General features: G+C 36.3%; 24 protein-coding genes. 6 read left to right on the top strand and 18 right to left on the bottom strand.

From position 1 onward, the window contains the following. The first annotated feature begins 35 nt into the window (after positions 1–35). A complete protein-coding gene (locus CF599_RS14835; protein ID WP_121966778.1) occupies positions 36–896 on the top strand; it encodes a hypothetical protein in 861 nt (286 codons plus the stop codon). Between the two features lie 17 nt (positions 897–913). Here the strand turns inward: CF599_RS14835 and CF599_RS14830 are convergent, their stop codons facing one another. Genes CF599_RS14830 through CF599_RS14815 form a run of 4 tightly spaced genes read right to left on the bottom strand, consistent with a single transcriptional unit; the run spans position 914 to position 5,169 of the window. Next, positions 914–1,492: an LUD domain-containing protein gene (locus tag CF599_RS14830; protein ID WP_121966786.1), complete on the bottom strand. Its 579-nt coding sequence runs from the start codon at positions 1,490–1,492 to the stop codon at positions 914–916. A gap of 8 nt (positions 1,493–1,500) precedes the next feature. Continuing rightward, positions 1,501–2,874, bottom strand: a complete 1,374-nt coding sequence (locus tag CF599_RS14825) for a lactate utilization protein B (protein ID WP_121966777.1) — start codon at positions 2,872–2,874, stop codon at positions 1,501–1,503. Positions 2,875–2,876: 2 nt separating this feature from the next. Beyond that, positions 2,877–3,617, bottom strand: coding sequence for a (Fe-S)-binding protein (locus CF599_RS14820; protein ID WP_121966776.1), 741 nt, complete (start codon positions 3,615–3,617; stop codon positions 2,877–2,879). Between the two features lie 19 nt (positions 3,618–3,636). Next, positions 3,637–5,169: an L-lactate permease gene (locus CF599_RS14815; protein WP_121966775.1), complete on the bottom strand. Its 1,533-nt coding sequence runs from the start codon at positions 5,167–5,169 to the stop codon at positions 3,637–3,639. Positions 5,170–5,564: 395 nt separating this feature from the next. Here CF599_RS14815 and CF599_RS14810 point away from each other — a divergent pair, with 395 nt between their 5' ends. Beyond that, the gene (locus CF599_RS14810) at positions 5,565–6,083 is read left to right on the top strand and encodes a DUF6452 family protein (protein WP_121966774.1); all 519 of its coding nucleotides are present in this window, start codon (positions 5,565–5,567) and stop codon (positions 6,081–6,083) included. Beyond that, the gene (locus tag CF599_RS14805; protein ID WP_121966773.1) at positions 6,037–6,900 is read left to right on the top strand and encodes a DUF6048 family protein; all 864 of its coding nucleotides are present in this window, start codon (positions 6,037–6,039) and stop codon (positions 6,898–6,900) included. The genes CF599_RS14810 and CF599_RS14805 overlap by 47 nt, the downstream gene beginning before the upstream one ends. 95 nt (positions 6,901–6,995) lie before the next feature. Here the strand turns inward: CF599_RS14805 and CF599_RS14800 are convergent, their stop codons facing one another. From CF599_RS14800 to CF599_RS14780, 5 genes are all read right to left on the bottom strand, one after another. Beyond that, a complete protein-coding gene (locus CF599_RS14800; RefSeq protein ID WP_121966772.1) occupies positions 6,996–7,541 on the bottom strand; it encodes a putative glycolipid-binding domain-containing protein in 546 nt (181 codons plus the stop codon). A 1-nt stretch (position 7,542) separates the two neighbouring features. After that, the gene (locus CF599_RS14795) at positions 7,543–8,334 is read right to left on the bottom strand and encodes a class I SAM-dependent methyltransferase (RefSeq protein ID WP_121966771.1); all 792 of its coding nucleotides are present in this window, start codon (positions 8,332–8,334) and stop codon (positions 7,543–7,545) included. A gap of 10 nt (positions 8,335–8,344) precedes the next feature. After that, a complete protein-coding gene (locus tag CF599_RS14790; protein ID WP_121966770.1) occupies positions 8,345–8,833 on the bottom strand; it encodes an exonuclease domain-containing protein in 489 nt (162 codons plus the stop codon). A 301-nt stretch (positions 8,834–9,134) separates the two neighbouring features. Further along, positions 9,135–9,671, bottom strand: coding sequence for a GRAM domain-containing protein (locus CF599_RS14785; protein WP_121966769.1), 537 nt, complete (start codon positions 9,669–9,671; stop codon positions 9,135–9,137). A gap of 43 nt (positions 9,672–9,714) precedes the next feature. Then, positions 9,715–10,383, bottom strand: a complete 669-nt coding sequence (locus CF599_RS14780; protein ID WP_121966768.1) for a hypothetical protein — start codon at positions 10,381–10,383, stop codon at positions 9,715–9,717. 661 nt (positions 10,384–11,044) lie between these two features. Here CF599_RS14780 and CF599_RS14775 point away from each other — a divergent pair. Beyond that, entirely contained in the window at positions 11,045–11,281 is a 237-nt protein-coding gene (locus tag CF599_RS14775; RefSeq protein WP_121966767.1) for a hypothetical protein, read from the top strand. 365 nt (positions 11,282–11,646) lie between these two features. Here CF599_RS14775 and CF599_RS14765 read toward each other — a convergent pair whose 3' ends face one another. The 3 genes from CF599_RS14765 to CF599_RS14755 form a co-directional block, all read right to left on the bottom strand. Next, positions 11,647–12,405, bottom strand: coding sequence for a LytTR family DNA-binding domain-containing protein (locus CF599_RS14765; RefSeq protein ID WP_121966766.1), 759 nt, complete (start codon positions 12,403–12,405; stop codon positions 11,647–11,649). Further along, on the bottom strand, positions 12,377–13,462 hold the full coding sequence (locus tag CF599_RS14760; RefSeq protein ID WP_121966765.1) for a sensor histidine kinase: 1,086 nt from the start codon (positions 13,460–13,462) through the stop codon (positions 12,377–12,379). The genes CF599_RS14765 and CF599_RS14760 overlap by 29 nt, the downstream gene beginning before the upstream one ends. 95 nt (positions 13,463–13,557) lie before the next feature. Further along, a complete protein-coding gene (locus CF599_RS14755) occupies positions 13,558–14,142 on the bottom strand; it encodes a GNAT family N-acetyltransferase (protein ID WP_254050324.1) in 585 nt (194 codons plus the stop codon). 248 nt (positions 14,143–14,390) lie between these two features. On the opposite strand from CF599_RS14755, the gene CF599_RS14750 reads away from it, so the two are divergent. Further along, positions 14,391–16,793, top strand: a complete 2,403-nt coding sequence (locus tag CF599_RS14750; RefSeq protein WP_121966764.1) for a TonB-dependent receptor domain-containing protein — start codon at positions 14,391–14,393, stop codon at positions 16,791–16,793. Positions 16,794–17,126: 333 nt separating this feature from the next. Here CF599_RS14750 and CF599_RS14745 read toward each other — a convergent pair whose 3' ends face one another. The 3 genes from CF599_RS14745 to CF599_RS14735 all read right to left on the bottom strand — a co-directional run bounded on the left by CF599_RS14745 (position 17,127) and on the right by CF599_RS14735 (position 19,220). Then, positions 17,127–17,525, bottom strand: a complete 399-nt coding sequence (locus CF599_RS14745) for a (deoxy)nucleoside triphosphate pyrophosphohydrolase (RefSeq protein ID WP_121966763.1) — start codon at positions 17,523–17,525, stop codon at positions 17,127–17,129. Positions 17,526–17,945: 420 nt separating this feature from the next. Next, complete coding sequence (locus CF599_RS14740; protein WP_121966762.1) at positions 17,946–18,503, bottom strand: hypothetical protein; 558 nt, start codon at positions 18,501–18,503, stop codon at positions 17,946–17,948. Between the two features lie 453 nt (positions 18,504–18,956). Continuing rightward, positions 18,957–19,220, bottom strand: a complete 264-nt coding sequence (locus CF599_RS14735) for a (2Fe-2S) ferredoxin domain-containing protein (protein ID WP_121966761.1) — start codon at positions 19,218–19,220, stop codon at positions 18,957–18,959. Between the two features lie 74 nt (positions 19,221–19,294). Here CF599_RS14735 and CF599_RS14730 point away from each other — a divergent pair, with 74 nt between their 5' ends. Then, on the top strand, positions 19,295–20,362 hold the full coding sequence (locus CF599_RS14730) for a DUF3810 domain-containing protein (RefSeq protein WP_121966760.1): 1,068 nt from the start codon (positions 19,295–19,297) through the stop codon (positions 20,360–20,362). 230 nt (positions 20,363–20,592) lie between these two features. Here CF599_RS14730 and CF599_RS14720 read toward each other — a convergent pair whose 3' ends face one another. The 3 genes from CF599_RS14720 to CF599_RS14710 all read right to left on the bottom strand — a co-directional run bounded on the left by CF599_RS14720 (position 20,593) and on the right by CF599_RS14710 (position 24,990). Next, complete coding sequence (locus tag CF599_RS14720) at positions 20,593–21,882, bottom strand: NAD(P)/FAD-dependent oxidoreductase (RefSeq protein WP_121966759.1); 1,290 nt, start codon at positions 21,880–21,882, stop codon at positions 20,593–20,595. Positions 21,883–22,711: 829 nt separating this feature from the next. Continuing rightward, on the bottom strand, positions 22,712–22,936 hold the full coding sequence (locus tag CF599_RS14715) for a DUF3820 family protein (RefSeq protein ID WP_121966758.1): 225 nt from the start codon (positions 22,934–22,936) through the stop codon (positions 22,712–22,714). 2 nt (positions 22,937–22,938) lie between these two features. Continuing rightward, a complete protein-coding gene (locus CF599_RS14710; RefSeq protein WP_121966757.1) occupies positions 22,939–24,990 on the bottom strand; it encodes a LysM peptidoglycan-binding domain-containing protein in 2,052 nt (683 codons plus the stop codon). Positions 24,991–25,053 lie beyond the last annotated feature (63 nt).

Genomic DNA, 25,053 nt, shown 5'->3' with positions numbered 1-25,053 from the left:
TCATATTTTTAGTTAAAATAAAAACACTTTAAAAAATGAATAAACTTCTCATTATACTATTCACCATTTCTTTAGCACTTACTTCGTGTAGTAGCGATGATAATACTAACACTCCTACTAGGACTAGAGGAAAGTTAGTTATCGAAACCACTAGCTTGACTACTTATGTAAACAAACCTGTCTACTTAACGATTAAAGACGAAAGAGGAGAAGTACTCACAGATAGAAGCAAGATTATCAATATTAATAATAGTGAAGAGGTTACTTCATATGGCCGTTTTAAACCAACACATATAGGTCAATATCAACTTATAGCTAAAGCTACTATCAATGGCTTCGCTTATAAAGACAGTGATCCTATCTTTATTAAAGTATTAGAACCTACAGAGAAAGTGTTTCGCATCGACGGAAAGTATTACCCTGTATCTAAAGCAACATTAAGTATCAAACGCGTAAAAGTTAAAGACAACAATGGCAATGAGATTACACGAGATAAGATTATCGTATTAGGACAAGACTATAACTGTAATGAATATGTACTCGATATAGCAGGAGGAACACCTTATCTGTCTAGTGTAACGATTACTTTCCTAGTCTACAATGAATCTGTCAAAGCTACTAACGGACAAATCACTGATTATGGCAAAAGAGCCTTGCCTAATAATGTAGAGGCAACTATCCTTAAACAACTAATCATCAAGCCTGCAGGCGGAACAACTACTATCCAAGAGGTCATCAGCTCCCCTACTAGAGAGTTGCAGTTCTATAGTCTAACAGCTCCTAAAGAAGGATTAGAGAATCAAGTACTATCTAAAAGCTACTTTGGCTTAGAAACAAAAAGTGCGAGTATAGACTACATCGGAGATTTAACTTTCAGTGAAATCATAGAGAAGTAAATGACATTACATAATGTTTACTTCAGTATTACCGTTAATCCCTTAGGACCGTGCGCACCTACTACTAAAGCCTGCTCAATATCTGCTGTCTTAGATGGGCCGGATATAAATACCCCAAAGCCTTTTTCACTTGGAGTAATCTGTTGATAAGCCTCGTGCATATTATTAACCAATTTAGAGCGATCTAAAACGATAACTAAATATTGAGTTATAAAGTATAGTGCCTTGTACTTTATTTGCTGAGGGACCCATATACATCCATTCTCGCATACACCGAAAGCACCTTCTATAATCGCTAAGTCTACATCATTAAGATTTTTTGGGCTAGCTACCTGATCTGGATGAAGTGTTGCTAATGTAATATCCGCTATCTCTGAAGCGATCACATTAGCCTCTGGATATAAAGATCGGATCACTTGATTAATATCCTCTCCTTCTTTTAATATTACCGCATCACCTCCCACCGCTTTCGAAATCTCCGCGAACTGTGTTAGTTTATCTTCATAGCTTATCGCTGACAACTCCATTTTAGGCTTGTCATAAACCTGCTTAGTATTGCGTTTTATATTGTTTAATATTTGTTCTTTACTGCTCATAATACACCTTATTTCTTTTGCACCTTTCCTTTTTTCCACATCTCAGTGAACGACTCTTTTGCGAAGTTTGGCAAGTCACGCCCATCTTCCCATTCCTTTAATCCGAAGGTTAGAGAACGCGGAGCATACTTCGCTAACGAACTAAACTTTAAGCTCGTTCTGAATAAAGCAGGATGCGTAAATAAAAACTGCATACCACTAGATATAAGTTTTTTAGATGAGTTCGCTTTACCTAAAGAATCAAGGTCCTGACGCCATCTATATATTTGATCTGCCAAGTCTATTTTCACTGGGCACACATTGTTACACGAATAACAAAGCGAACACGCAGATAGGTTCTCACTGTGCTTCTCAGGGTCTTTTAGCATCCCAAGGTTAATACCGATAGGCCCAGGGATAAAGTAGGTATATGAATATCCTCCACTGCGTCTATACACAGGACAGGTATTCATACACGCCCCACATCGAATACAGTTAAGAGATTTGATATGCTCCTCATTATTTAGAATATCACTTCTACCGTTATCAACTAAAATAATGTGAAACTCTCCTCCTTCTACAGGCTTGCGAAAATGTGATGTATAGGTAGTACTTGGTTGACCTGTCGCTGATCGAGCTAGTAACCGAGTGAATACACTCAAACTCTCATAGTCAGGAATCAACTTCTCTAATCCCATTGAGGCGATGTGTAGTTTAGACAGTGAAGTTCCCATATCAGCATTTCCTTCATTGGTACACACTACTATTTCTCCTGTAGCAGCGATACCAAAGTTCACACCTGTCATAGCAGCATCAGCAGTTAGGAAGTCATTTCTTAGCGATGCTCTAGCAGCACGAGTTAGATAGGTCGGATCACTATTTCCTTTTTCAGTGTTTAACTTCTCAGTAAACAACTCTCCTACCTCTTCCCTTTTCATATGGATAGCAGGAAGGACTATATGTGAAGGTGCTGTACCATTCAGTTGCAAGATACGCTCACCTAGGTCACTCTCTATCACATCGATTCCCTTTGCTTCTAGATAGTGGTTTAGATCACACTCCTCTGTTAGCATTGACTTACTCTTTACTACCTTCTTTGCATTGTGTTTCTGTAAGATCTCTACAGCGATAGCATTGTGTTCTTCAGCATCTTTTGCCCAGTGCACGATTACACCGTTTGCTTCTGCATTAGCGGCAAATTGCTCTAAATACATCGCTAGATTACTAACGCTGTGCAGTTTTATCTTCTCACCCATAGCGCGTAGTTCTTCCCATTCAGGAAGTCCCTTAGCCATTTTATCTCTCTTCTCTCTAACGAACCACAAAGCATTATCGTGCCAAGTTGCTCTCTCTTTATTCTGCTGAAATACATCAGCATTCTGTGCGTGCTTAGTACTACTCATAACTATAAACCTGATGCTAATATTTCGACAACGTGAATCAATTTGATCGGCGTCTTATTCTTATCTACGATACCTCCCATATGCATTAGACACGAACTATCAGGACCTGTGATATACTCCGCACCTGTAGCTACGTGACAGCTGACCTTATCATTACCCATACGGATAGAGATAGCAGGCTCTTCGATAGAGAACATCCCACCGAATCCACAGCATTCATCTACCCTAGCAGGTTCTAGTATCTCTACTCCTTCTACTAAGCTCAGCAAGTCCTTTACTTTAGAATATGGTTTTACATTCAGTTCACTTGCAGATCCTAATTTAAGCTCTCTCAATCCATGGCAACTGTTGTGCAGACTCACTTTATGAGGAAACTTACCTGGCAACTTATCTATCTTGAGAATATCGTGAAGAAACTCACAGATATCATATACTTTACCACTTACCTTACTTGCACATCCTTCTTTCTCCATTAGTCTCGGATAAGCATCCTTAACAAATCCTGCGCAACTACCTGACGGTGCTACGATATAATCAAACTCCTCAAACAAATTATTAAACTGCTTCGCTAAAGGCAAAGCCTTGTCTTCAAACCCCGCATTAGCCATAGGCTGTCCACAGCACGTCTGATCTACAGGATAATCTACATCTACCCCGAAGTGTGTTAATATTTTATAACTCGCTACTGCTGCTTCTGGATAAACCGCATTTACGTAACAAGGGATAAACAATCCAACTCTCATATATCTATCTATTTAATTCTTAACTTCCTAAATACACTATTAATCCTGCAATAAGGATATATAATAATGCGAACCCAACTGCTTTCTTAAGGATAATACCTTCTTTACCTTGTTGTCCACAGGCCGTAGTAGCTACCGCTATACTCTGTGGTGAGATAATCTTACCTCCTGTTGCTCCTGTTGTATTAGCTGCAGCTAGCCATCCTTTATCAGCTCCTATTCTATCTGCCACTGTTGCCTGTAATTTACCAAACAAAATATTAGACGAAGTATCACTACCTGTTAGGAATGTCCCTAATGCCCCAATAGCGGGCGCAAAGAATGGATAAAAAGCTCCTGTAGCTGTTGCTAGCCCTAATCCTAATACCGTAATCATCCCTGAGAAGTCCATTAAAGTAGACAGTGCGATCAAACAACATACAGTAACAACAGTCTTCTTCAATTGAACCGTTGTTTTGCCTAATAACTTAAACAATGCTCCAAAAGACACTCCTTGAATTAACCCTCCTACGATAGAACTAACGAAGATTAATACTCCTGTATCTGTTAGCCAATATATACCTATGGTGCGCATAGCACCTGCTATATCAAAATTAAAAGAGGTCTGGAACGCAGTCCAATTGGTCTTCATAAATGTTGCAAATGGAAACAACGGACTTGTCAATAAAACAAGCAATAGGATCAACCCATATACACTCCAAGCTTGAAAAATATCCTTAAAGCTAAAGTTTAACTTAATATCACTAACTTCTTTTCTTGCAGTAATCTTACCAAATAATATAATTACTATTACTGAAGCTATACTTCCTAATATCGCAGGTGTCTCTGCTCCGATATACACTGCAGCATAGTACTGTACTCCTAAGGTTACAGCTCCTACTAAGATACTTAGGATGATGTTCTTCGGAACAGACTTCAATGATTTATCAGCTAGAGTAACGATCAAGAAAGGAACTAAGAACATCAACACAGCCAACTGCCATACGATATTAGCACTGATCGTTGTGATTTGATCCACCATCTCTACTTCTCTAGCTAATACGATTACAGGTATTCCTACTGCCCCGAAAGCTGTCGGTACACTATTAGCTATCAAACTGACAATTGCAGAGAACATAGGTTTAAATCCTAAGCTAATCAAAATAGCTGCCGGAATAGCCACTGCAGTACCGAAGCCTGCCATTCCCTCTAATAATCCTCCGAATCCCCACGTTAATAATAACACTTGGATAGACTTGTCTTTTGAGATTGCTGAGAATTGCTGTTTAATGGTCTCTATCTTTTGAGATTCTACCTGTACATTATAGCTATAAATAGCCATCAGAATAATAATCAAGATGGGAAATACCGCTTTAATCACTCCATAAAGTACGGATAAGCCTGTATCTCCTAAAGACAAATTAAAGCCGAAATGAGCGATAAGGAGTGTGGCAACTAAAGTTATAAACGCACTCTTCTCTCCTGCTAATTTTAAAAAACCCAACAAAACAATTAATAGCACTACTGGCGTAGCTGCTAATATAATCTGCAAACTAGTGATTGATTCTAACATTCTCTTTCTTTATTAAAAACCCTAGAAAGACAAATAATCAAAAGCTAATACTACAAAAGAACTACAACTAGTCCTAAAAAAACAGATTTATTACTAGAATAAGCAAAGGTAATCTAAAGTAAATAAGCTTGTAATATTTGATATTTGTAATTCTTAAGGTTAGACTACATTCCTTAAAGATAAGGCCTAATTTGCTCTTATCCCACTAAATCTAGTTAGAATTTACTAAAAACACATACAATTTAGAATGTTTAAAAGAGAAAACTACTGCTTTAAGTGGTTTTACTACTAAAGCAGCTTGTTATTTATCTAATCCTTGCTGTGCAACTTTTTTAAAGAGTTCTGAATTAGTTTTAGTATTTTTGACGACTTATATACAGAGATAAAAGATCTATATGAAAAAACTAATATTGACAGCTTTTTGTCTAGGCATTGGAAGTCTAATCTTTAGTGCCTGCGAGAAGGATGATATCTGCGGTGCTGAAGAGGAAACTACCCCTAACTTCTTGATTGAATTCTACAACTTTGACGATCAAGGAATCGCTAAGAATGACCTAGTAGAAGCATTCGTGGCGGGTAGAGAGAAAGACATTATCAAAAGTAGTGGCAATAAACTTCTTATCCCACTTCGTCTAGATCAACCTGAATCTTCGTGGATACTTAAATCGATAAGACATACTCAGAACCGAACGGATACCCTATACGATACATTGACATTTAAATACCAAATCAATACAAAGTATCTAAATAAAGCGTGTGGATATGTATCTACATTCTCTTTGAGTCAAGATGGTACTTCGCCTACCTTAAATGGAAAAGCAGAACAAACTAGTGGTAACTGGATTAAACATTATACAACTGAAACAAATGAAATTCAAGATAGCAAAAAAGCACACTTCAAGATTTATTATTAATTGTGGTATCCTATTTTTCGCTTTCTCTTCATTTGCACAAGAGAAAAAGAAAGAAACTCCTGTAACTGTTAAAGATTCTACAGATCAGGCTATCCACTATTATCCTCAACGTTATGGATTACGTGTAGGAGCTGATCTATTTAGAATTACGCGTTCTATGTATGACAAAACCTACCAAGGGTTCGAAGTATTCGGTGACTATCGTCTTACGAAGAATTGGTATGCTGTAGCAGAGCTAGGACACGATAAGATGACTCGTGATGAGAGTAGTTATGGTTTTACCACGAATGGTAATTATATCCGCTTAGGTGGAGACTATAACTTACACCAAAACTGGATGGATAGAGAAGATATGATCTCTGTAGGTTTTAGATACGGAATGGCTGCATTCTCTCAAACACTTAACTGGTATCAACCTTATACTACCAATCCTTACTTCCCGAAAGAGAGAGTAGATATTAATAAGAAACAGAGTGGACTGAGTGCACACTGGGTAGAGTTCGTAGTAGGTATTAAGACACGTGTGTTTAGCAATGTCTTTATGGGATTCACTATGCGACTAAATGGATTAATCTCTCAGACACAGCCTGATGATTTTGAGAACCTATATATCCCTGGTTATAATAAGAAACACAGCGGAGCTATAGGTGTTGGGTTTAATTACACAGTCTCGTACTTCTTCCCTTTATACAAATCGAAGAAAGACAAATTCGTTATCCCTACAGAAGAAGCTAAGTTTGACTTAGAAGGTAATGCCATAGAACAATCTGAAGATCTAAAAATGATCCAAGAGAATAAGAAGAAGACTGCTAAATAAAGGAACAGGGAACTGAACAATATTTACTAAAAGACATAAAAAAAGCCCCGAAGGTATATCTTCAGGGCTTTTTTATATCTTCTAATCACAGATTACTATACTCTATTAAATAACTTCGGATAATTAGTGATTAATCCATCACTATCCACCTCTATCGTTGACTCAAAATCACTCCATAGGTTCTTATAGTGATAAGTTGTCTCTGATAATCGCTCATAGCGCTGTACCACTCTTGTGAATCGCTCTTCTAGCGGATTAATATAAAGCACTGCCAATTCTTTAGCTTGCCCTATCTCTAGTTTAAGTCTATTAATTGGTAGCGTATTGGTAAATGGAGTCACAGAAATATCAATATCTAAACAATCGTGCAACTCTGGATGTTCTTGTTCATCTATGATCCATTGATTGTTTAATTTGTACCCGTGTATCGCATAGTTCTTATGTCCTACCTTACACGAGATATCGAAGAACCTAGTTTCCCACTTCTGATCAACTACTACCTGATACTCGGCACCATATACTTGGTTATTTTTATTTCCTACTAATTCACCCTTACAGTGAATAGTCTCTTCTTTATCAATCAAGACACACTTTTCTATCGATAAGCTATCGACACCTGTCCAGACTATGTTCTTCTCCATACTATTGAAGTTTAATTGCTACTGTACCTATAAAGGTTGGTAAATAATGATCTATTACAAATCTTGGGTTAGGTTGAAACACCTCTTCGTATTCCTTAATTAAGAAACCGGCTTTTAACTGTCCCCCTATCAAATCTTGAAGGCTATGCCCGAAGACAAAAGCTTCCTCTTTATTTTGTTTTTCGTCTATCTGCTCTTGGCTTAAATCTCGCAAGTCTGCATAAGGTATCTTATACTTTGGTTTAATAACTCCTTCAGCAGTATATTTAGTATCCTTATCGTGAATAAAAACCACTGGATTATAAAAACTACTGATCAGTCGACCTCCATTAGATAATACGCGATAGCACTCCCTCCACACCTTCGTCACATCACTCACATACAGATTAGATATCGGGTGTATGATGATATCAAAACTATTATCTGCGAACATCACTAGGTTAGTCATATCTCCCTGCACAGTAGTTAAATCAAGATCATCTCTCATCGCTACTTCCTTATCCTTATTTAGCTGTTCTGCTGATAAATCTAAGACGGTCACTTTCGCTCCGATAGCAGATAATATAGGCGCTTGTTGTCCTCCCGCAGAAGCTAGACACAGTACTCTCTTTCCCCCCACATCTCCTAACCACTCTTTATCTATAGGCGTAGGTAGTACATATAACTCCCATTCGCCTGCTTTAGCCTTCGCTACAGTCTCTGCACTTACAGGTAGTGACCATTGTTGATTCGCTAATGCTTGTTTATCCCAAGCCTTCTTATTGTGTTCTAAATACTCTTTTGTTTTCGTCATAATCTTGTAATTACAGTATTAATCCTTCCCCCTTTAAATACTGTTCAAATAGTATTCCACATACCTTCGCATCACTAAGTGCATCGTGGTGATTAAGCTTTAACTTATACTGTGTAGCTAATGCAGCCAACCCTTTCTTGTACAATTTATAGGTACAATGCTTCTCATACTCTGGTATAGCTAGGTTATAATACTCTAGTGTCTTCGCTAAGACAGGAAAGTCAAAACCAAAACCATTATGTGCTACTACATTCTGAAACTCTATAAAGGGCAATACCTTATGCCAAACCTCTTCAAACGTAGGTGCATACTTCGTATCTTCAGGTGTAATACCGTGCACATCTATAAATTTGCTCCAATAAGCATTCTGAGGAGGTTGTACTAGTATGTTTAGGGAATCTACTATTATTCCATTCTCGAATACCACTAACCCTATTTGACAAATACTATTGCGTTGGGGTTGAGCGGTCTCAAAATCTATAGCTGTAAATCTATTCATTGAAGTATTAAATCTTAATAGCTAAGGTAGTATTTTTTTGGTTTAATGTGTCTTGTTACTCTTAAAAAACCCGTATTTGCTACATTATTTAGCGATACTGTACAAATAATAACGCCTGTAAGTACTTCTTACAGGCGTTATCTATTACCTTAAATCTGCAACCACCATTTACTGCGAATTAATTCTACTTCACATAGCTTCGATTAGCTCTAAAACCATACTATAGTATGCTTTAATCACTAATCTCACTCTGTTTTGTACAATTCATTCTCGTTTAAACGTTATTTGCAGATTTAAGGTATTACTTTATTTTCTGCTTGATTACTTCTAGCCAAGCCTTTCTATCATTCACTACGAATACACATCGCTCTGCATCTGTCCTTACCTCTATTCCATTACTTAATATCCACATCACCTTACAGGGCTTTATACTCTTAATATCCTCAAAAGGAATGCGAATAGTGCTCCTCTGAATATTAAACTTATGCGAGTGGAATACTAGAGTATCTTCTGTGATCCCTAATTTACCCCCTATCGCCTCTTTTCCTAAGAACATATTAGCCACCCCATACGCCTCAAGTTCCTCACCTTCAGCCAAGGGAATTTGCAGTTTTAGCTCCACTCTTTTAGTCAATGTCTTAATCGAATAATACATTAACCCAGAGAGCAATAAACTATAAATCAGACCTTTTAAAAGATAATTCTCCCAACTTTTAATCGCTCCATCAAAAAGCCAATCAAAACCAAGCATTATCAACACATATATTACAAAGAAAAACAATACAAGTTTAACCTTATCTCCATTGCTTATTCCTATCGTATCGTTACCTATTTTCATATCTTATTCTCTTTTTAGAATACTAAAGGTAGTAAATAAACTACTAAAATCTATAGTAAATATAAAGTATAAACAGCACTTGTACCCCTACTAAGGCATAAAATACCCAAAGTGCAGGAAGTAATGCCATCGGATTAAAACGAAGTGTCGTCAACTGCTGTACTAAACTTGAAGAACTGTTGCCTAGACGAGCTTTAGAGACTACATAATGAGTTGTCTTGCGCTGTAGTATACCAGCTACGTGATTGTGATCATTAAGCGAGATTACTTCGCGCTGTATCTCTTCCCTATTAGGTTTATCCCCAAATAACGAAGGTCTCTTTTCATAAAGATAATCCATTAGTTGACCTACATAGTCAGTGATAAACACACTTCCTTGTTTCTCCCATAATAGAGAGATCGCTTTCTGAATCACATACTTGTTCGCTACAAAAAAGTAAGCGATGATCATCACTATTTGCAATAAGAAAATAAGGATAACAGAGTAGTTAATATCACTAAAGAAAGCCGTAAAGTTATTCCAAAAGCCCTTCGCTTCACTTCCACTTCTCAGTTGATATATCTTACTCATCGAATAGAAGAATATCCACAGAGACAGGAACACCCCAACTGCCATCATCCCCACCCAACGGATCAAACAAGAGAACACAATCCCTACGGACTTAAGTCCTTGCTTACCTATCTTCGCTCCTTGATCTAGTATCTTCTTCATCTTTTGATTAATCCAGTTCAGGTTAAAATTACGAACTTCTACTCAATCCCCCAAAGATTAAGCTTAACAAGTAACCTTCGTTATCCCATAATAAGTATTATTTCAAAGAACATTTCTATATTCAAATACACACCAAAATTACAATTACTAAAAACCTTCTTACGACATCAGGTAACTTTTGTCCAAAAAAGACTAAAAAAAGCCAAAAAAGACCATTTTTTACCTAAAAACGCCCAATAAAAAAATCATATCAAACTTACTATCAACATAATACTAACACAAACATATCCATTCCTTCGGAACGCCTGCGGAAGAATCCAGTACTTGTTCGGAACAAGGGGGTGTTTTCCGAACAACTACCGAATTCTTCCAAAACGACTTCCGAACAAACCCACCCACACATAGCTTTTAGCCTAGTATACATAAGGCTTTGAAGAGTTTTACACATTAAACAAAGTTCTCCTTCTTTACGTAATTCACAAGACAGAATAGGCAATTTTAGGCAAAAAATGGTCAAAAGTGGCGTTTTATTCCCTAGTCTCTAAATAGCATTTCTGTAATCTTCATCTTTGTACAGGATAATAAAAGAAGTCTTAAGAAACAATCTTATATCTAATTATTGTATATTTTTGTATTACATATAAATACATTTATATACCTTATGAGTACTAAAGAAACGAAAAAAGCAGGCTCTTTTAGACTTAACAGAGGGCTTTATAATCACATAGAGGAGTTGGCAAAAAAGAATAATAGAAGTTTTAATAATCTAATAGAGACATTATTAATACAAGCCACTAATTATCACGAACCAAACCAAGAAACGATAGACGCTATGAATGAGAGCAATCTAGAGAATTTAAACAAAAAAGAGTTTTTAGATCTAGTAGATAAGTTGTAATGTATGTATCAGTTACAACTTACTTCTCAGTTCAAAAAAGATCTAAAAAAGGTTAAGAACAACAAGGAAATCCCCATTTAATAGCCAGACGGTACAGGTGTATTACAATACGCCCACATAAAACATCTAAAAGAGGATTGTGGCTACTGTGTGGATATACACGGCACGGATTGCTCCATCACGCCACCTGTCCCATTCACTAAAACTGTCCACAGGACACTTTTTAACGCTCTGTCCTGCGCCAGCGCAAAGATTGTGGATGTAGATTATGTGATAAAATATGTCTGTAAGATCTAATATTCCCTAATCCCGAAGGGCAAACAATTCCTAACTCCTAATTTATAATTCCTAATTTCCCGAAGGGCCTAGGTGTCTAGCCATTGCTTTATAGCTCTTGTGCGCTCTCTACTTAGATCGACTTCCACATTGTTATTTAGGATAATACTGACCTTGCTATTAAGGTTGTTTTGTATTGTTTTGATGCTTTCATAGCTGACTAGATATTGTCTAGAGGCTCTGAAGAATCGCTTGGGATCAAGTTCAGTCTCTAACTCTTCCATTGTGAAAGGTAGCACGTGTTCTGATTTGTCGAACATCACTGCTTTTGACAAGCGAAACTCTGTATAGATATAAGCGACATCTTGAGTTTGGATAACTTTATAACGATCATTATTACTCAAGAGAAAGCGCATTCTATAGTTCTCTTTTTTGCCGAGCATTACTTCACTCAGATTGTTTAAGATACTCTTGTCAAAAGCTTGTAGTTTATGCAGTTTCTTGTACTTGTCTATGCTTTGTTCTAAGGCAACTTTCTTGATGGGTTTAAGCAAGTAATCTATGCTATTAACTTGGAATACCTGTAAGGCATATTGATCATACGCAGTAGTAAATACGATAGGTATATCGACCTCTATCGCATCAAATATCTCAAAGCACACACCATCACTCAGCCTGATATCCATAAAGATAAGATCTATGTTATGGTCAGTCTCTAAGCGCTCTATACAGTCTTCTACTCCCTCTATGATAGCGACTATCTCTATAGTAGGGTCTATCTCACTTAACAGTCCTATTAGGTGCTGCGCATTATATTGTTCATCTTCTACTATTAATGCTCTTATCATAATCTTGTAATAAAGGGATTCTTACTCTAAATACTGATTCTGTCTGTTCTATCACCACTTCTCTATCTTCGACGAGTTGGTATCTTTTCCTTATATTAGTCAGTCCTAATTTAGAAGAATGAGGAAGGTTATTTAATAGTTGCAAATTATTTTCTATCACTAAATATTCTTCTTCCCCATAAATCTTAATATTGAGGGGACTTTTCTTAGTCGCTTTATTGTATTTTATGGCATTCTCTAGCAATAGTTGTAAGGTCATCGGCGGTATCTTCATTCCCAATAATTCGGGTTTGACACTTATATCAACTTGTATACTATCTCCAAAGCGTATCTTCATCAGGTAAAAATAGTCTATTAAGAACTGAATTTCTTTGGCTAAGCTGACTAGATCGTGTTCTAGGTTACTAAGTAAGTAGCGGTGTACATCAGATAATCGCTCTAAGAATTGGCTTGCTTTCTCACTGTCCTCTTTAATTAGACTTCCTAGCACACTATAGTTATTAAACATAAAGTGAGGGTCTAACTGAGCTTTTAGAGAAGCTACTTGACATTGTAACATAATCTCTTTCATCTGTGAGTTTTCATAGACCGAGTCTTTCCATAGCCTGATAAGTTTTCTTCCGTTGTGGATAACCATAATGATAATCATTAGACAAACGCCAATAAACAAAAACTGTCTTATCTCTACCCAATCATCTTTAGCTACATAATCTGCATCGATTAGATAATAGTCCGTTATAATCACTAATGATAGGAAGATAAGTACGCCTATAAGTATCTGTAACGTCCATAATCGCATTAGTTCTTTGATAGAATAGGTCTTCATCGGTAACTTATCCGATATAAATATTCCAAGTGTAGTCACTACCCAACTTATAACGATGAACCATATCACATCTGCAGTGAATGTATATCCACTCTCAAAGGATACGATCTGATACTGATCTGCCGTACTGACGATATACAAAGAAAAAATAAAGAATAGCGCCACAAATATGGTTAGCCAAGCTCTGTATTTCCAATTCTTATGCTCTTGTTTACTAACTTCACTCATCATTCAAAGGTAATAATGTACTCATTAGTAATTTAAACAAAAAACTTTAAGTGACAAAATACTATTCTCATTCTACAGTAAGCTAAACTGAAGTATAGTTAAACCAACTTCATCATATAGTAATACCCTGAGAAGCCTAGTCTATCACTTGACTTAGTATCAAGCTCTTCATACTTCACCTCTACGAAACCTACTTTCTCATAGAGTTCTTTTGCACGAGTATTTTCTTTGACCACATCTAGAGAGACAAAACTGAGGTTCTCCTCTATGGCTATTTTCTCTATTTCCTTAAGTAGGAGTTGCCCTACACCTTGTCCTCTAAATCGGTTATCTACAGCTAAGGCATCCACATAGAGCGTTGAGATATCTCGCTTAGTCGGAAAATGAGTGAAGAGCATAAACATCTTTTGTATTCCCCTCCAAAACCCATAGACTTCTATCATCGTACTCAGGGTGATATCAAGGGTAAACTTGCCATTATACTGATAAGCTGCTACACCGATAAGTTCGCCTTCACTAGATCGAGCTACCACTATATGCTTCGCATCTATCGACTTTAAGATCACCTCATATAACTGCTCTTCTGTGCCAAGTATCCCTAATAGTTTACTCTTAAAAGCCTGTACTAAAATCATCGCTGCAGTAGAACGATACCCTTTATTCAAATATCTATTAATTCTCATAACTCCTCTATTTGGTGCAAATGTAATTCAGTGTAGTTCATCGATATATAGATAGATACATCAACTGACATTTTTTGTACACGAAGTGTTTATAAGGTAAGTTATAGAGAATTTGCTTCTTAAATACACTACAATCATTGTTTAAAAAGCTTTAGTATAAAAATATGTTACTTGATGTAAAACCCAAAAAAAAGAGTGGGTGTTCAGTATACATTTGCCTCAGAAATAACCGCTAATACTATTTCAAGATGAAAAAGATCTTAATTATACTCCTGTGTATAATCAGCGTCCCTCTATGGGCACAGTCTCAGTTAAAAGGTATGCTTAAAGATAGTCAATCTGCCTCTATCGGCTGGGCGACTCTAGTACTACAAGCTACTAATAATACAAAAGAAGAATACTTCATCACGAGTGAAGAAGATGGTAGTTTTAGCTTTGATGCTATTAAATCAACAGGAAATTACAAGCTAACTAGTAGTTTCATAGGTTATAAAGATCTAATACTAAAGGTGGATATCTCAGAGGTCAATACTCCCCTAAATTTAGTAATGGTACCTGATGAGAATATCTTAGACGAGGTGATGATCACAAGCCACAGAAAGGCGTTAAAAGTAACTCCTGGTAAGGCTACTTTAAATATCGAGCAGAGTAGTCTAGCCAAGACACAGTCTGCTTATGATGTGCTCAAAACACTACCTGGGGTAACAATCAGTCAAAGTGGGGAACTTAAGATCAAAGGAAAGTCTGGAGTGACGGTCTTAATGGATGGACAACCTACGCAACTGTCTGCTGAACAACTTAAGACAATTCTGAAAGGTACTCCTGGTGCTACGCTAGAGTCTATCGAGATTATGAATGTACCTCCTGCTAATATAGATGCGTCTGGTACAGGTGGGGTGATTAACATTATCTCTAAAAAGAAGCTAGTACAAGGGTTCTATGGAACGGTGAACTCTACTGTGGGAGTGAGTAAAAAGGTAAGTACAGATCATTCGTTAAGTCTTGGGTATGGCAATGACCACTGGAACTATAACTTTCTCTACTCCTTTAGTTATGCACCTGATAGACTGCGAGAAAATTATGAGAAGAAAGAGCTTACTACATTAGATAAACAGTGGCTTAACCAATCTCAACGCACTTTCATTAACAGTAGATCACACCTAGTCAAACTAGGCATTGACAGAACATTTGACAACGGTAATGTACTTAGTCTAAACACGTCAATTGATTATAATGATACGCCAAGTACAGTGAACACAGCTATTGACTTTGGGGCAATAGGTACTGCTACTCAACAATCAACTCAGATGAATCAAAATAGAAGCAAACTGACCAATTTTAAAGCGGACTTAACCTATAAGGTAAAAGTAGCAGAAAAAGAGAATTGGACTACTTCAGTGGGAACTGTTTATGTCAAGGCAGATGTGAATGATTACATCTTTGGGAACAATGGGAATGCCTTGCGTCCAAATGCGCTGCTAACGAAACAACACAATACCTACCCTACTGATCGAAAAGAGTTTAACTTCAAATCAGATTATCAAAAACCACTTTGGGAACAAGAGAATACGAGTGGTAAAGTAGAGTTCGGTGTGAAGAGCAATTACACTGTTCTCCAAACAGATGAACGTCTGAGAACACTTATCAACAATGGCAATGCGGTAAATAATATAAGAAAGAGTGAGTTTGAGTATAAAACAGGGGTTCACGCTTTCTATGGTTCGTTAGATATGAACTTTGATAAATGGGCTATCACAGCAGGGTTAAGAGGAGAATATACACATATCTCTGGTGATACATTAAATCACAAGAAGTTAGTAAAACAAGATTACTTCTCGCTATTCCCTACTGTACAAGTAACTTATACAGCTAATGATAATTATGCTGTGATGGCATCTTACTCTAGACGAATAGAAAGACCTGAATTTGATAAGCTTAACCCTGCGGTGCGATACCTAAACAGTACGACGACCTCTATGGGTAACCCTAATCTACAGCCTGAATATTCTAATAATATAGAGGTTAATCAGCAGTTTCTAGGTTTTATTGATTTGGGTTTAGGATATAGTAGAATAATTGATCCGATGCTATACAGCTATTTTAATGAAGGGCTTAATAAGGCTTACTTCACGAGTATAAATGGCAAAAGTAGAAGTGAGTGGCAAGCTTCGCTATCAATGCCTATACCTACTATTAATTGGTGGGAGAACTACCACGGGATATATTATTACAATACTAGATATGATAACAACCTCGTGAATGAGAACAAAAATAGCATAGGTGTATTCACGTATAACAACTTCAAGCTTCCTCAGAATATCAGCATCGAGCTAACAGCTTGGTACCAAAACGGAGGGATAGATTCTAACTTTAAATACCGCTCTTTAGGAGAGGTAAACCTTGGGGTAAGTAAGAAATTCTTAAATGAGAAGTTCACTGCTACATTAGCAATAAGTGATTTGTTTAAGACAGGTGGAGTGCGCACTACAATTTTAGAGAATCCTAATCAGTTGACTAATTTCACTGTGAAAAATGATATGCGTGTATTCAAATTTGGGATTACTTATAACTTCGGAGGGAAGAATAAAAAAGAGCAACAAGAAGATACAACGATCAACAAGGGGCATACTCCTGTTAAAATCATGAAATAACCATCAATAACTATGTTTCAATAGGTCGATGAGGTATGTTTATTCTTTTCAGCTTCTTCAAATAATAACACATAAACATATAGTAGTTGACCGTAAAGAGGGTGTCTGTATAGATACCCTCTTTTATTTTTTGTTATGTATTATGGTTACTGTGTGGAAATACACGGCACGGATTGCTCCATCACGCCGCCTGTCCCATTCACTAAAACTGCCCACAGGACACTTTTTTAACGCTCTGTCCTGCGCCAGCGTAAGGATTGGGGATATGGATTATGGCTACTGGATAGGTCGTATCCCCTAATGCCTGAAAGGCAACCATTCCTAATTCCTAATTTATAATTCGTAATTCCCCGAAGGGAGCGCATATTCTTCTACGATAGGAATGTCCGCTTCTGCCCAATCATACTTTATTAACTCTTTAGGGTTTACCCATAAAACTTGTGCGTGTTCTGTCTTCTCGAACGCTTGTGTATTCGCATGACAAACAAAGGGAATTAACTCTAAGGAGAAAGTATCGTAATGATGTGTTACTGGTGTAAGCTGGGCTAATACTGTAATATCAAGATTTAGTTCTTCCTTAATCTCTCTGATAATACAGTCGTGGTCGCTCTCTCCTACTTCAACTTTTCCGCCTGGGAACTCCCATTTAAGCGGTAATAGCATTTTTTCGCTTCTTTGAGCGATTAAAACTTCCTCATTACACTCTATTATGGCACATATAACTCTTAACATCACTATTATTTTTTAACATTTAATAAATTACACAACAATATCTATAGTATGCACAATTACCTACTCCATCAGCCAACAAACACCCATATACCTCTAATAACAAACAACTTATACCTAAAAAGTATAAATAAAAATATACTTAAAGGCTCTATTCTACGCCTATCTATGTTATACAAAAGGTATACTTTATGTTAATATGGGTACTTAACAATTGCGAGATTTAGGAGATACCTATACATTTGCTAAGCTTTTAACCACTAAATATTCTTTGATTCCTTTGCGCAGGATATGGGAATAAAGGTATAAAGCCTATCCAAATTTGAAACAATAATTGCCCCACAATTAAAAATAAATTAAATTGCTATGAAGAAAAAAGCCTCAAAAGAGAAATCTGATGAGGCTTTTTTCGTTTATATCATTTTACCAAGGCATCTTATCTGTTGCCACAGGTGTTGACAAATCAAAAGATACACTGAAGAAGCTAGTCTTATCAACTCTCTTTAGGTTATAAGTATAAATATTATCATTGATAGTTACCCACCATACATTACCTGCTATAGAGCTCATCATATCAACAGTCTGCTGATCAGAAGGGAAGAATTGCATATCTGCAAATCCTGTATTAGTAGCAGTACCACCATACATCGTGATGTCATCTGGTGTACCATCTTTATGTCTGTGATCGTGCTTCAACTTTACTTTTCCCTCCACTAGCGTATAGATCCACGTACGTGAGAGATCCTCTCCTACAAAGAAAGAGATCTTTACTTCGTCTGCTTTACACGAGATAACTCTCATTATTAACTCTTTGTCTTTAAAGTCTGCAGGTACATTAGGAGATACTACTTGTCCTTTATAGGCTTTACCACAATGTGCACTTAATGAAGTTAAGAACTTCTCAGGGTTAGTAGGTGCTTTTTGGGCAAAAGAGGTCAGTGTAAATAGTAGAACAGTTGCCAAGACGATGATATTCTTCATAAATAGGGTTAGATTGGTTTTAAAAGTCTAAACATAGGCATTATCTGTCTTAATCACAAAAGTAAAGAGGATAGAAATCAAAGAAAGAGGATTTTTAAAACAGTATACTTTATTTTATCACTTCGTAAGCTTACGAGAGGTAGTTATAGTTTATATCACTTGTTAATTTTTTCGCTACGCGGTTGCGTTCTTTACTTTTTTTTCTTGATAAAGTCTGCGAAAGCAGAGTATGTGGGGAAAGTAACAAAAAAATCAAGGCTGTAACTCCTAAGCGGTCAATTACAACACAAATTCCTGAAACAAAATTAACTTGCTACGCTCAAACACATTATGTGACACGCAAAGTGTTGCGTCTCTACTGATTAACCACTGTTAACCATAAAAAAACAAGGCTATCTAGTATAACTAAATAGCCTTGTTTCTCTGTTATAGAATATTACGGTAATAATATAATTAAGCGATTATGTATTCCTGGAAAATCTTCTTTGCTTTCTTTGCTCCGACTTCTTTTTTATACTTGTCGTGGCTAGAGAGATATACCACAGGAGCGCTTTTACACATTCCTTGGCATTTCATCTTACACACAGAGTAATCGTCAGAAAGTCCGCTCTCTTCTAATAGGGCTTTAAAGCAACTCTTAGTCTCTTCGTTATATCTACAGCATTTTTTTCCATCGCAAACGAAGATAGTTCTCTCACCTTTCTTAACTTTACTCATAGTTTTAGAATTTGATACAAATATATCTATTTTTATCTATTCTAAATTAATTAAACGAATTTTATCACAGTTTTATGAAATTAAGGTATTGGTTACTCTTGTTTGTTTTTTCTATCGTTGCGTTCAATATAATTACCTCTTATCCACAGTGGATAGAGACCTACTACACGACAGGGTTTTACTACTATCTCTGTAAAATATTTAATACGGTTACTTCCCTACTGCCCTTTTCTTTAGGTGATGTACTATATCTGATAGTCGGGATATTTCTTATCTATAAACTATACAAGGGAATTAAAGAAAATAAAGGCTGGAAGAAGATTAGTATGGCTTGTAGTAGCCTTGCTTTAAAGTTTATTACTGTGTTTTATATTCTGTTTAACTTGGGTTGGGGATTAAATAACTACCGTCCAAGCCTAGAGAGCCAATTAGAGATAAAAAGAGGCTATGATGAGGATCAACTTATCACACTAACGAGTAAGTTGATTAAAAAGGCTAATTTGCTCCAATTAGCTATTACTAAAGATACGCTAACAGGTGTATACCTAAAACAGGATATCAAAACGATCTTAAAGGACAGCAAAAAGGGCGTGGAGCAAATAAGCTTCTTGCACAATATAGATAACACTAAAACACTGGCGATTAAGGAGTCTTTATTTAGTTTACCCCTTACGTATATGGGTTTTTCGGGATATATAAATCCGTTCACACTAGAGGCTCAGGTCAATAATAAAGTGCCTACGCTTACTCTAATCGTAACGGCATCACACGAACTGTCACATCAATTGGGCTTTGCTAAAGAGAGTGATGCTAACTTTATAGGCTTTATGGCGTCTTATAATCAAGAGGACTTAGCCTATCAATACTCTGCTATTATTTACGCGCTTAGATACTGTATTTCCAATATCAACGATATAGAATCTTCTGAAGTACAAGATCTACTAAAAACGATACAACCTGGTGTAAAGGAGAATATAAATGAAAATATCGTCTTCTGGAGTGAATATAAGAATTTCACAGATACTTTCTTTAAGGTGTTTTACAATAGCTTCCTAAAGCTTAATAATCAAAAAGAAGGCTTACAGTCTTATAACAAGTTCGTAGATCTTTTGATTAATTACGATTTAAAGAATCCTATTTGATAGACTTAAGACACAAAAAAGCCTACAATCTCATGACGAGTTTGTAGGCTTTTTTTATAATTTAACCCAAAATCCGTGATAGACATACAAACGAAAAGTAATTATACAAGATAGGTCTGAATTAGCGATACAAGCATACTATAGTATGGTTTTAGAGCTAATGAAAGAGCTATGAAGTAGAATTGCTTTGTAGTATTTGGCTAATGCGGATTTTGGGTTTAAAGTAAAAACTATTCGCGTTGATTCTCTTTATTCTTAAATGGGCGAATGATAAGACGTGCCTGTCTATCAAACATCATATAGTTATATAACCAGTTCCAAAACACAACTAATTTATTTCTAAATCCAATTAGAGACATTAAGTGTACAAACATCCACACGAACCAAGCGAAGAACCCACTAAACTGAAACTTCGGCAAGTCCACTACTGCTTTATTACGTCCGATAGTTGCCATAGATCCTTTATCCGCATAGGTAAATGACTTTAGAGGTTGTCCCTCTCTAAGTTTGATCAAGTTGTTCGCTAATAATTCCCCTTGTTGAATAGCTGGCTGAGCCATCATAGGATGTCCTATTGGTGTTTTTTCAGTCATCATAGTAGCTACATCACCGATAGCAAATATATCTGTGAAGCCCTCTACTTGATTAAACTCATTTACTTTTATTCTATTACCACGTTGGATAACTGTAGCGTCAAATCCATCTACAGCAGCTCCCATCACCCCCGCAGTCCATATCATCGTCTCTGCAGCGAACTGTCTGCCTGACTTGGTATGTACTACTTTATCTTGGTAATCTGTAACTATCTCTCCTAGATATACCTTCACCCCAAGTTTCTCAAGGAATTCCTGTGCTTTTTTAGAAGACTTCTCACTCATCGCATCCAAGACCTTATTCGCTCCTTGTACCACGTGAATCTGCATCTTATTAAAATCTAAGTCTGGATAATCCTTTGGCAATACATGATTCTTCATCTCCGCTAACGCCCCAGCAAGTTCTACCCCTGTCGGTCCTGCACCTACGATAACGAAATTCATTAATGCCTTTTGTTCCTCATCATCAGTAGTCAAAAGAGCAGCTTCGAAGTTCTCTAATACTAAGCTACGGATATCTAGAGACTCCGGAATAGTCTTCATCGCCATACTGTTCTTCGTAATATTCTCATTACCAAAAAAGTTAGTCTTAGATCCTGTAGCGATCACCACATAATCATAAAAAATCGTACCGATATCTGCTATTACTTTCTTATTCTCTGTATCAATACGTTGTACATTAGCGACTCTAAAGAAGATTTGATCATAGTTTTGTACTACCTTACGGATAGGGTAAGCAATAGATCCAGACTCTAATCCCCCTGTTGCTACTTGATATAGCAATGGTTGAAAAGTATGGTAGTTATGCTTATCTAAAAGTACAACTTGAAAGTTTTTATTCTTTAGTTTCTTAGCAAGCGCTAATCCCCCAAAACCACCGCCGATAATAACAACACGTGGTCGATCTGAAGTAGGAATATTCATCATAATCACTCGATTTTTACCTTGCAAATTTACAATAATTAATTTGCATTAAACCTCTTTTGAGTTTCCTAAAAAAACCTACAAAACCCCCACTCTATTACCACATACGAGGTTATCAGTGCTTTTTTTTATCGATTTGACAATACTCGCAAACCTAATTATAGAAGTTGTACTTCTAGTGCCAAAAAACTAACAATATAATTATTTTAATAAATACTGTGGTTATCTCGACTTTTAAAGAACACAACAGCTTTCAGTCAGCTCCTTTCTTATATATTCAATTTACTTTCGTAATTTTGCCTAACTTCTATCTCATTAGAAATCAATGTTTCTATCCTTTCTAAGGATTACATATCTTATCACTTCCCTCAAAAAAAAATTCCCCCTTTTTATTTACCCATTTCCGTCTATGAAGTTGCTATATGGTTTTATATGAAAGTATTTTGATTGCATCCAGAGTCCATAGTGACTCCATTGAAAAGACTGTCTTAATGGACCCATTATGGACTCACAATGGACTCATTATAGACTCACCCAAACCAAGAGGCCATAAAAATGCCTTTTTTACCCTGTTAAGATAATTTCTGATTATTTTTAGATATTAGCCTAGAAGATTGGCCTAAAAAAACTATTAAACATTCAAAATGAATGCCTTGCAAAGATACATATTAAAATCTAAATATTTTATACATCTTTGTTTCTTGCTACAAAATAAATCTATAAGACCAAGATGACTTTCAATTATACATTGGCATTGATCCCTATAACCAGACCAAAAAAAGGACAGATTATAGTGATAACCTGTCCTTTTATAGTGTATTTCAGAAAGTAATTATTTAAAATTACTTCGAATATTCCTGATCAATTGTTCTAGGCCATTTAACTTCAACTCATAGATTAAACCTAGCTGCTCTCCTAGTTTTCCCTTAGGAAATCCCTTATTATGGTACCAAACGACATAATACTCTGGCAAATCTATTAGATACCACCCCTCATATTTGCCATACGGCATTTTAGTATGCGCTAGCTCTACTAGATACTTTTCATTGTTGATCATACTTAATTAATCACCTTTACATTTAAATCACTGTCATACTGTAATAGATAAACACCTGAGTTACGCACTGTACCCTCAGGATTTCTACCATAGACAAACCTGTTCTCTATCTCTTGTGATTTCTTCGCTGATGTCTGAAGGAATTCCTCTTTTTGGAACATTCTCAAGATTACATCTAGCGTCACATCAAAACCTCTTGTGGCAAAGCGGTTAGGATATACATTATATTTATTTTTATACTCTGTTGCGAATAATGATTCTGACTTAGACTCACCTGCATCTCTTGTTACAGAAGGGAAAGTATATTTTAAGTCAACTAGAGTCTGTATTTTGATTTCGTTGTAGTCAAATACATCAGATTTGTCAAAAGAGGCAATCTGTATATCATAATCCTTCACTCTATTCTTTAATCTATCAGTAAACAATAAAGCAGAAGCGATACTATTCGAATCTAAGATAAATACATTCTTTTTGTCTTTAACTAATGTTTTGTCAAGCTCGCTAATTTGAGATGTACTGACTACTTTAACATCAGAGAAGTGCTTTTGCATAAACTGCTTTGTTGACTGTTTTTTATCATCAACAACTACAGTAATCTTCGCACCTGAGTTTTTAAAGTAATCTATCAATTGCTTTTTAAGTACATCACTATAAGGCATAGTCTGCACTAAGCGATTAGAAGGCGTTGCTTTCTCATTAGACAATGGAGATACTAGAATCACCTTATCATTAGGCAAGTTCTTCACCGCTTCATCCACGTTACTTTGATAGAAAGGTCCTATAATAACATCTGTATCGTTAAAGTCTTTATTCTTAAACACATCCTTCACACCACTGCTAGATTTCGTCTCATTAGAATCATATACATTCACAGTCAATGGCAAGTTTAGACTCTCAGCATACTCTACTGCTAACTTAGCACCAGAATAAAAGTCTAAAGTCATATTTAAAAAGGCATCAGAGCCAAGTTTGGCATCTACATCTCCTCCTATTTTATCAATATTAAAAGGCAATAATAAAGCTAATTCTTTGCGTTCAGATCGAGTAACAGAATCACTCAAATCTACAAAACCTCCTGTTGCAGTTGGTAGTGTGATATTCGTCTTCGTAGGTTCTTCTACAACCTCCTTACCTGTACTAGGTACTAGAATTTCCATTCCTGTCTTTAGTCCATCTTGAAGATCAGGATTAAGTTTGATTAACTCTTTTACAGGAATATCATATTTACGACTAATACCGTATAAGGTCTGTTGAGGCTCTATCGTTACCTTGATAAACTTAGTATCGTTTGTTTTTGGCGCATCAGGAGTTACCTCTACTACTTTTGCTTTTGATTGGAATCCATAAGCAGGTACTTTGATAGACTGCCCGCTTTTTAACCCATCCTTAAGCTCAGGGTTAAGTTCTAATAAACGCTGTACAGAAGTATTATACACCACCGCTAAGCTATATAAAGTAGCCTGTGGCTCTACATCTATCGTACGGTAATAGATATTATTAATATCCTTAATCGTATCTGCAGACGAAGCCGCTAAGGTAGTCGGTATCTTCTTAGGTGTACCCTGATCATAACTAGTCACATCTACAGAACCACCCTTTTTATAATTTGACGATACGATAATCTCGCTATTCGCTAATAATCCCGTAGTCTTTAACGTAGGATTCCACGCGTGTAGATTATCTACTGATACCCCATACTTTTTGCTAATGCTGTATAGTGTTTCCTTAGATTGTACGGTGTGTACACCTTTGTTTGTAGAAGTATTATTTGTTTTTGCGCTTTCTTTCTCCTTTAATAGAGGGTTAGCGCTCTTATTCTTTTCTTTTGCTATAAAGTCTTTCGTAGGAATTAATAGAAAACTATTCTCGTTAATTCCATTCTTCGCGTCAGGATTATACTTCAAGATTTCTCCCACAGGAATATCATAATCCCTAGAGACTTTACTAACAGTATCCCCCTTATTAACTCGATATTGAATAAATGACCCAGCTTGGGCAAAAACAGAGGATGTAAAAACAAATGCCGTTAAGGCTATAAATAACTTCTTTTTCATTAGCGTCGAATTATAAAAGCGAAAAGTCGCTATAACAAAGTTACAGCGACTTATTCAATTATT

It is taken from the genome of Myroides sp. N17-2, assembly GCF_002286775.1.
In the GTDB taxonomy this organism is placed as follows: Bacteria; Bacteroidota; Bacteroidia; order Flavobacteriales; family Flavobacteriaceae; genus Flavobacterium.
This window is presented reverse-complemented; position numbering and strand designations above follow the sequence as displayed.